This window comes from Shewanella sp. A22, assembly GCF_053850585.1.
Genome location: NZ_JBSQBN010000174.1, coordinates 1 through 7,210, shown reverse-complemented (window position 1 = coordinate 7,210; position 7,210 = coordinate 1). Strand labels below are relative to the sequence as shown.

The window sequence follows — 7,210 nt, the reverse complement described above, 5'->3', positions numbered from 1 at the left end:
GCATCGAGTATGAGTAAAAATGTTGCCAATGAGGGACAAACCTTGGCGCAACTCGTTGGTCAGTTCAAAATATAACGATTGGGTGATATCCCATAAAAAAATGAACCCGAAGTGGTTCATTTTTTATGGGGGGTTAACTGTCATTTTTTTCTGCAGGTTAAGCATTTTTTTAAGATATTGTGCTTATGACATTTATTCATCGTTTGTTTATTAATAATCGGCCTTCTGGTCTAGGTTTAGCCCGCATCATGGGGTAAAATGCGCAGTTGCACCTTTTGTTAACTGCTAAATTTAAGTTGAATATTCATGTTTGAAGTTAATCCGGTAAAATTCAAAATCAAAGAACTTGCTGAACGTACTGAGCTGCTTCGGGGGTATCTTTGACTACGCTGCTAAAAGTGAGCGTTTAGAAGAAGTTAGTCGAGAGCTTGAAAGCTCTGAAGTGTGGAATGAGCCTGAACGCGCTCAAGCGCTAGGTAAAGAACGTGCAGCTTTAGTTGCCGTTGTCAAAACCATTGATGATATGGATTCCGGTCTTGAAGATATTGAAGGGTTACTTGAACTTGCCATTGAAGAAAGTGATGAAGAAACCTTTAATGATGCGGCTTCAGAGCTCGAAGTGCTAGATACTCGTTTAGCCGAGCTCGAATTTCGTCGTATGTTTTCTGGCAAAAATGACGTTTCAAATTGTTATTTGGATATTCAATCTGGTTCTGGCGGAACAGAAGCGCAAGATTGGGCAAACATGGTTTTGCGCATGTATTTACGCTGGGGTGACGCACATGGCTTTAGTCCAGAACTGATGGAAGTGACCGACGGTGATGTTGCGGGTATTAAGGGCGCAACAATTAAGTTTACTGGCGAATATGCCTTTGGTTGGATGCGTACCGAAACAGGTGTACACCGTTTAGTGCGTAAGTCTCCCTTTGATTCATCTGGTAAGCGCCACACATCTTTTTGTTCGGTTTTCGTTTACCCAGAAATTGATGACGATATTGAAATCGACATTAATCCATCGGATTTACGTATTGACACTTACCGTGCCTCAGGCGCGGGCGGTCAGCATGTGAACAAAACCGATTCCGCGATACGAATTACGCATTTACCAACGAACACGGTAGTGCAGTGTCAAAACGATCGCTCGCAACATAAAAACCGTGACTCTGCATTTAAGCAATTAAAAGCGAAGTTATACGAGTTAGAAATGCATAAGCAAAATGCCGATAAGCAGGCCGCCGAAGATGCTAAATCTGACATCGGCTGGGGCAGTCAAATTCGTTCATACGTGTTAGACGATGCGCGAATTAAAGATTTACGTACAGGGGTTGAGAACCGTAATACTCAATCTGTGTTAGATGGTGATTTAGATAAGTTTATTGAAGCCAGCCTAAAATCAGGACTTTAATTAACATTAATACTTCCCGCCATGGAATGATGGCAGGTCAAAGCGAGAATAAAACATGACTGAACACGTACAAGATGAAAACAAACTGATTGCAGAGCGTCGCGCTAAATTAGAACATATTCGCACCAATTGTCCTGCTAATGCTCATCCAAATACATGGCAACGCAGTCATAAAGCGGCTGAGTTACAGGCTCAATATGGTGAGCAAACTAAAGAAGCCCTAGAAGCGTTAGCTTTCCAAACCAGTATTGCTGGCCGTATTATGGCAAAGCGTGGTCCATTTTTAGTGATTCAAGACGTGTCTGGCCGTATTCAAGCTTATGCTGGCAAGCCAGTACAAGGTGATTTAAAAGAGCGTTATCAAGGTTTAGACATTGGTGACATTATTGGTGTTAAAGGTCAGTTACATTTATCTGGTAAAGGTGACTTATACGTCAACATGGAAGAATATCAGTTACTGACTAAAGCATTACGTCCGTTACCTGAAAAATTCCATGGTTTAACTGACCAAGAAACTCGCTATCGCCAACGTTACGTTGACTTGATCGTTAATGAAGACTCACGCAACGCGTTCATTATGCGTTCTAAAGTGGTGTCTTCTATGCGTAACTTTATGATAAAAAAAGAGTTTATGGAAGTTGAAACCCCAATGATGCATGTTATACCTGGTGGTGCTACGGCTCGTCCATTTGTGACGCATCATAATGCTCTAGACATGGCGATGTATTTACGTATCGCGCCAGAGCTATACCTTAAGCGTTTAGTCGTTGGTGGGTTTGAGCGTGTATTTGAAATTAACCGTAACTTCCGTAACGAAGGTTTATCACCACGTCATAATCCAGAATTCACCATGATGGAATTCTATATGGCGTATGCTGACTACAAAGATTTAATGGATTTAACAGAAGAAATGCTCAGTTCAATCGCCATTGAATTATTAGGCAGTGCCCAAATGCCGTACGGTGAGCACACTGTTGATTTTGGTGGTCCATATGCACGTTTAAGCATGTTAGAAGCGATTCAGAAGTACAATCCTGACAACGCGACTATTCAGGCGATGACGTACGAGCAAGTTAAAGACCTAGAGTTTATGCGCGACTTAGCTAAGAGCTTAGGCATGAAGCTAGAAAAATTCTGGACCTGTGGTCAGTTACTTGAAGAAATCTTCGGTGAAACCGCTGAACCAAAATTAATGCAACCTACGTTCATTACGGGTTACCCAGCGGATATTTCGCCTTTAGCACGTCGTAATGATAACAATGACTTCATTACCGACCGTTTTGAGTTCTTTATCGGAGGCCGCGAAGTGGCTAACGGCTTTAGTGAGCTTAATGATGCAGAAGATCAAGACAACCGCTTTAAAGCGCAAGTTGATGCTAAAGATGCTGGTGATGACGAAGCTATGTTCTACGATGCAGACTATATCACTGCACTTGAGCATGGTTTACCACCAACAGCAGGGCAAGGTATTGGTATCGATCGTTTAGTGATGTTATTCACTAATACGCATACTATCCGTGACGTGATTTTATTCCCAGCGATGCGTCCACAGGCGTAATAGCATTTGTCGGCTCTCGTTAAGTGAGTTGCTGATATTAATAAAAAACCAGCCCGTGGGCTGGTTTTTTGGTTGTGAGGGCTAAAAGTGCGCATTGACCATTTGATAGGTTTTATAGCCTCCGGTGAGGTTGCGTACTTTAAAACCATGCTGGACTAACATGCGATAAGCAACATGGCCTCGTAAACCAACTTGGCAATACACCAGCAACTCTTTGTCTTTAGGGAGCTCATTGAGTCGCTCTCGAAGCTCTGGCAGCGGAATATTTATTGCCCCGTCAATTGAACCCACAGCGGTTAGTTCACCTGGATTACGAATATCGACAATGAGCTGCTGAGCGGTCAAGTTGTGTATATCTTGAGCGTGACATATGGCTTCATCACCTAGTAACACATTAGCGGCAACCATACCGGCCTGATTGACCACATCTCTTGCTGAACCGAATGGAGGCGCGTAAGTGAGTTCAAGATCGGCTAAGTCATATACCGTCATTCCAGCGCGCTGTGCGACAGCTAATACGTCGATACGTTTATCTACGCCATCAAGTCCAGCGGCTTGCGCACCTAAAATACGGCCTGTTTCTGGGCAAAATAACAGTTTTAAGCTAATTGGATGAGCACCAGGATAATAACTGGCATGGCTTGCGGTGTGCACATAGATTTTTTCAAATGGGATACGTTGCCTTAGTAAGCTTTTTTCATTTAACCCCGTTGAAGCAATAGCCATATCAAATAACTTACAGATGGCAGTTCCTTGAGTGGCACAATAGACCTTATTACCGCCCAGCATGTTATCTGCGGCTAATCGTCCCTGGCGGTTGGCTGGCCCAGCAAGCGGGATCAGTGCAGGGTTGCCTGTAACAAAGTCAGGTGTTTCAATCGCATCACCAACAGCATAAATATCGGGGTCTGAGGTTTGCATTCCAGCATCAACTCGAATGCCGCCTAGTTTACCTAATGCTAAACCGCATTCAGATGCTAAACTGGTTTCTGGTTTAACACCAATGGCGAGGATGACTAAATCTGTCCCTAAAGTATTGTTGTCACTTAATGCTAATTCTAAATGGTTATGGGCAGGCACTGGTTTATCATAATCATCGGTATTATCAGCTTCAGTGAGTTGTATAGGGCATTCGTTGACCGCTATTAAACCAGTCTTTAAGCGTAAATCCACACCGTTATCGACTAGCTTTTGATGTAGCATGTTGGCCATTTCAATATCAACAGGCCCCATCACTTGATCTGCAAGTTCGAGTAAGGTGACTTCCAAGCCAATATGGCGTAGTGCTTCAACCATTTCTAATCCGATAAACCCACCGCCCACTACAGTGGCATGTTTAGGCTTATGTAGCGTCAGGTTAGACAGGATTTTATCCATATCAGGAATATTGCGTAGACTATACACAAAATGGTTATTGATGCCGCTAATTGGTGGTTTAATGGGAGATGCCCCAGGGCTAAGCAACAACTTGTCATATGACTCTTGATATACTTCGTTGGTCATTACATTACGTACTGTGAGTTGCTTGGCTTTTCTATCAATTGCGACGACTTCATTAAATACGCGGACATCAACATTAAAACGAGATTTAAAGCTTTCGGGTGTTTGCAGTAATAGTGCATCTCTCGATTCAATTTCACCACTAATATGGTAAGGCAAACCACAATTGGCAAATGAAACAAACTCGCCTCTTTCTAACATAATTATTTCTGCACTTTCCGATATGCGTCTAGCTCTTGCTGCTGCCGATGCGCCACCGGCAACACCACCAATGATGACTATTTTAGTCATGGTCTTCTCCAATAAAATGAACAGTTAACGTAACGACTATTTCCCCGATTTACTCTCAAGTAACTTTTGGCAATCAAAGCAATGCCCATACATATTGAGGCTGTGGTGATGGATACTCATGCCATTATGTTCTGCTGCTAATCCTAAACGGAGTTCAATTAAAGGATCGATAAATTCAATTAACTTGCCACAAGTTAAACAAATTAAATGATCATGACGGGGCTTATTATTGAGTTCATAAATCGCACTTTCAGACTCAAATAACCGTCGTACAACTAAGCCTGCTCGCTCAAAATGTGCCATAATCCGATAGACAGTATTGAGGCCAATGGTCTCACCTTGTGCATTTAATCCCTGATAAATATTTTCTACTGTTAAATGCTGCTCATCGACTTGAGTTAAAAACTCAAGCAATTTACATCGTTGAATGGTTATTTTGAGGCCAGAGTCTTTCAATACTGCTTGCATTAGACTTACCTAAACACGTCGATACGTGTTAACTGTGTTTAATCTTCAGTTGATATTATTTGTCATCAACGCTTTAGCATTTATGAGACTATCAACCACCTTATACCGAGCCCCTTTCACCAAGTTTGCTAACGTTTGACGAGAGATATTCATTGATTTAGCGGCTTCTTGTTGCTGCATTCCCAGTAAATCAACTAAGCGCAAAGCCTCAATTTCATCTTCAGCAAGTTGCACCTGCTCTAACTGCGTCATTGGAATACCATTGGGCTTAAAACAGATGTTGGCTGCTTGGCCACATATGGTTCGGGGGATTTTGGGTCTTGCCATGTAACACCTCTTTATTGGCATATGCTATATATACTGAGTTTAGTTCATACATGCAAGATCTATTATTTATCTTAGTTTGATATATCAACAGATCTTTGAACTCACCCATAATTTTAAATATTCAATGAAAAAATTATACCATTATACTCAAACACTTTTATCACAAGTCTGTGGGCCGAAAGGTCAACATTGGATAACCCTGCTGCTTAATGTCATTTTGGTCTCTGCGATGCGCTTATCTGTGTCATTGTGTAAGCGAATGAATATTTGCCATGGCGTCTTCTAAATTTGAGTCAAATTGGCGTTTTCTCACGATTGAAATGCCTGATTTTGAGTCATTATCCAGATTCACTATTCAGATAATGAGGTTAATAGCGTTGGCGGCAACCTGTTAAAAAATGGCGATTTCAGGCACAATAGTCGTATTAAACCCATGCCAGTAATTATTTAATTATATACCGAATGGTATGGGTATTAGACGTGGTAGCAAACAAGGAACTCACATGACGCAGATAACCCTAACAACGCCCGACGATTGGCATCTTCATTTCCGTGACGGAGACATGCTGCGTGAAACGGTGCCAGCAACTGCGCGTTTATTCAAACGTGCCATTGTGATGCCAAACCTAGTTCCGCCAGTAACTAATGCAGAGATGATAGTGGCCTATCGTGAGCGAATTTTAGCCGCCCGTCCACAAGGCAGTGACTTTGAACCGTTAATGACCCTATTTTTAACTAATAGCACCAGCGCTCAAGATATTATTGACGCAAAAGCGGCGGGTGTTGTCGCGGGCAAATTATACCCCGCTGGCGCGACAACAAACTCAGATGCTGCAGTGAAAGCATTGGATGCGTTGTTTCCTATATTTGAGGTCATGGCACAACAAGGTATGTTGTTGCTGGTTCATGGTGAGGTGACCGAATCAGATATTGATATATTTGATCGCGAAAAAATATTTATTGATCGTTATTTACGCCGAATAGTAGAGGCTTTTCCGCAACTTAAAGTGGTGTTTGAACATATCACCACTAAAGAGGCTGCAGAGTTTGTGGCTGGGGCGCCGGCTAATGTTGCTGCAACCATCACTCCACAGCATTTATTATTAAACCGTAACGATTTGTTAGTGGGCGGTGTTCGTCCGCATAATTTTTGTTTGCCTGTGTTAAAGCGCAACATTCACCAACAAGCATTGCAAGCTGCCGTAGCTACGGGGTCAAGCAAGTTCTTTTTAGGGACTGATTCCGCCCCCCATGAAAAACACCGCAAAGAGTCTGCGTGTGGTTGTGCAGGGTGTTACAGTGCATGGAGTGCATTAGAATTATATGCCCAAGTGTTTGATAACTTAGGTGCTATAGATAAGTTAGAAGGGTTTGCCAGTTTTCATGGTGCTGATTTTTATGGCTTACCGCGCAATAGCGGTACTGTAACGCTCATTAAGCAAGAGTGGACAGTACCTGAAGAAATTATTTTGCCTAATGGTAACCCCATTGTGCCTTTTTTTGCAGGCCAGAAAGTGAACTGGAAAGTTAAGGTTTAATACCAATCCCATTAAATATCTGGTCAGTTCAGAGTCTCTCAGGTTTTTCAATTCAAGGCACATTGATGTAGAAATGGTTGTTGCCTTTTAAATCGATGTAACACAGAAGTGGAATACCTGAGA

The 7,210-nt window shown here is 42.2% G+C and carries 6 protein-coding genes; 3 read left to right on the top strand and 3 right to left on the bottom strand.

Annotated features, from left to right (window positions below; genetic code table 11):
• Positions 1-306 precede the first annotated feature (306 nt).
• Both prfB and lysS read left to right on the top strand, forming a co-directional pair.
• Positions 307-1,405 (top strand): peptide chain release factor 2 gene (gene prfB / locus ACWXWT_RS19395; protein WP_456043216.1). Its coding sequence is split into 2 segments (ribosomal slippage): positions 307-381 and positions 383-1,405, totalling 1,098 coding nucleotides; the frame shifts between segments, so codons are not numbered across the junction.
• Between the two features lie 55 nt (positions 1,406-1,460).
• Positions 1,461-2,963: a lysine--tRNA ligase gene (gene lysS, locus ACWXWT_RS19390; protein ID WP_456043215.1), complete on the top strand. Its 1,503-nt coding sequence runs from the start codon at positions 1,461-1,463 to the stop codon at positions 2,961-2,963.
• 81 nt (positions 2,964-3,044) lie between these two features.
• On the opposite strand, the gene ACWXWT_RS19385 is transcribed toward lysS, so the two are convergent.
• The 3 genes from ACWXWT_RS19385 to ACWXWT_RS19375 are packed head-to-tail and all read right to left on the bottom strand — an operon-like array spanning position 3,045 to position 5,549.
• Entirely contained in the window at positions 3,045-4,754 is a 1,710-nt protein-coding gene (locus tag ACWXWT_RS19385; RefSeq protein ID WP_456043214.1) for an FAD-dependent oxidoreductase, read from the bottom strand.
• A 36-nt stretch (positions 4,755-4,790) separates the two neighbouring features.
• The gene (locus ACWXWT_RS19380; RefSeq protein WP_456043213.1) at positions 4,791-5,222 is read right to left on the bottom strand and encodes a transcriptional repressor; all 432 of its coding nucleotides are present in this window, start codon (positions 5,220-5,222) and stop codon (positions 4,791-4,793) included.
• A 45-nt stretch (positions 5,223-5,267) separates the two neighbouring features.
• The gene (locus tag ACWXWT_RS19375) at positions 5,268-5,549 is read right to left on the bottom strand and encodes a DUF134 domain-containing protein (RefSeq protein WP_456043212.1); all 282 of its coding nucleotides are present in this window, start codon (positions 5,547-5,549) and stop codon (positions 5,268-5,270) included.
• A 503-nt stretch (positions 5,550-6,052) separates the two neighbouring features.
• Here ACWXWT_RS19375 and pyrC point away from each other — a divergent pair.
• Positions 6,053-7,087, top strand: a complete 1,035-nt coding sequence (pyrC, locus tag ACWXWT_RS19370) for a dihydroorotase (RefSeq protein ID WP_456043211.1) — start codon at positions 6,053-6,055, stop codon at positions 7,085-7,087.
• The last annotated feature ends 123 nt before the right edge of the window (positions 7,088-7,210 follow it).

Coding starts and splice junctions, on each gene's coding strand:
- lysS (WP_456043215.1), top strand. CDS start 1,461: ATGACTGAACACGTACAAGATGAAAACAAACTGATTGCAGAGCGTCGC.
- ACWXWT_RS19385 (WP_456043214.1), bottom strand. CDS start 4,754: ATGACTAAAATAGTCATCATTGGTGGTGTTGCCGGTGGCGCATCGGCA.
- ACWXWT_RS19380 (WP_456043213.1), bottom strand. CDS start 5,222: ATGCAAGCAGTATTGAAAGACTCTGGCCTCAAAATAACCATTCAACGA.
- ACWXWT_RS19375 (WP_456043212.1), bottom strand. CDS start 5,549: ATGGCAAGACCCAAAATCCCCCGAACCATATGTGGCCAAGCAGCCAAC.
- pyrC (WP_456043211.1), top strand. CDS start 6,053: ATGACGCAGATAACCCTAACAACGCCCGACGATTGGCATCTTCATTTC.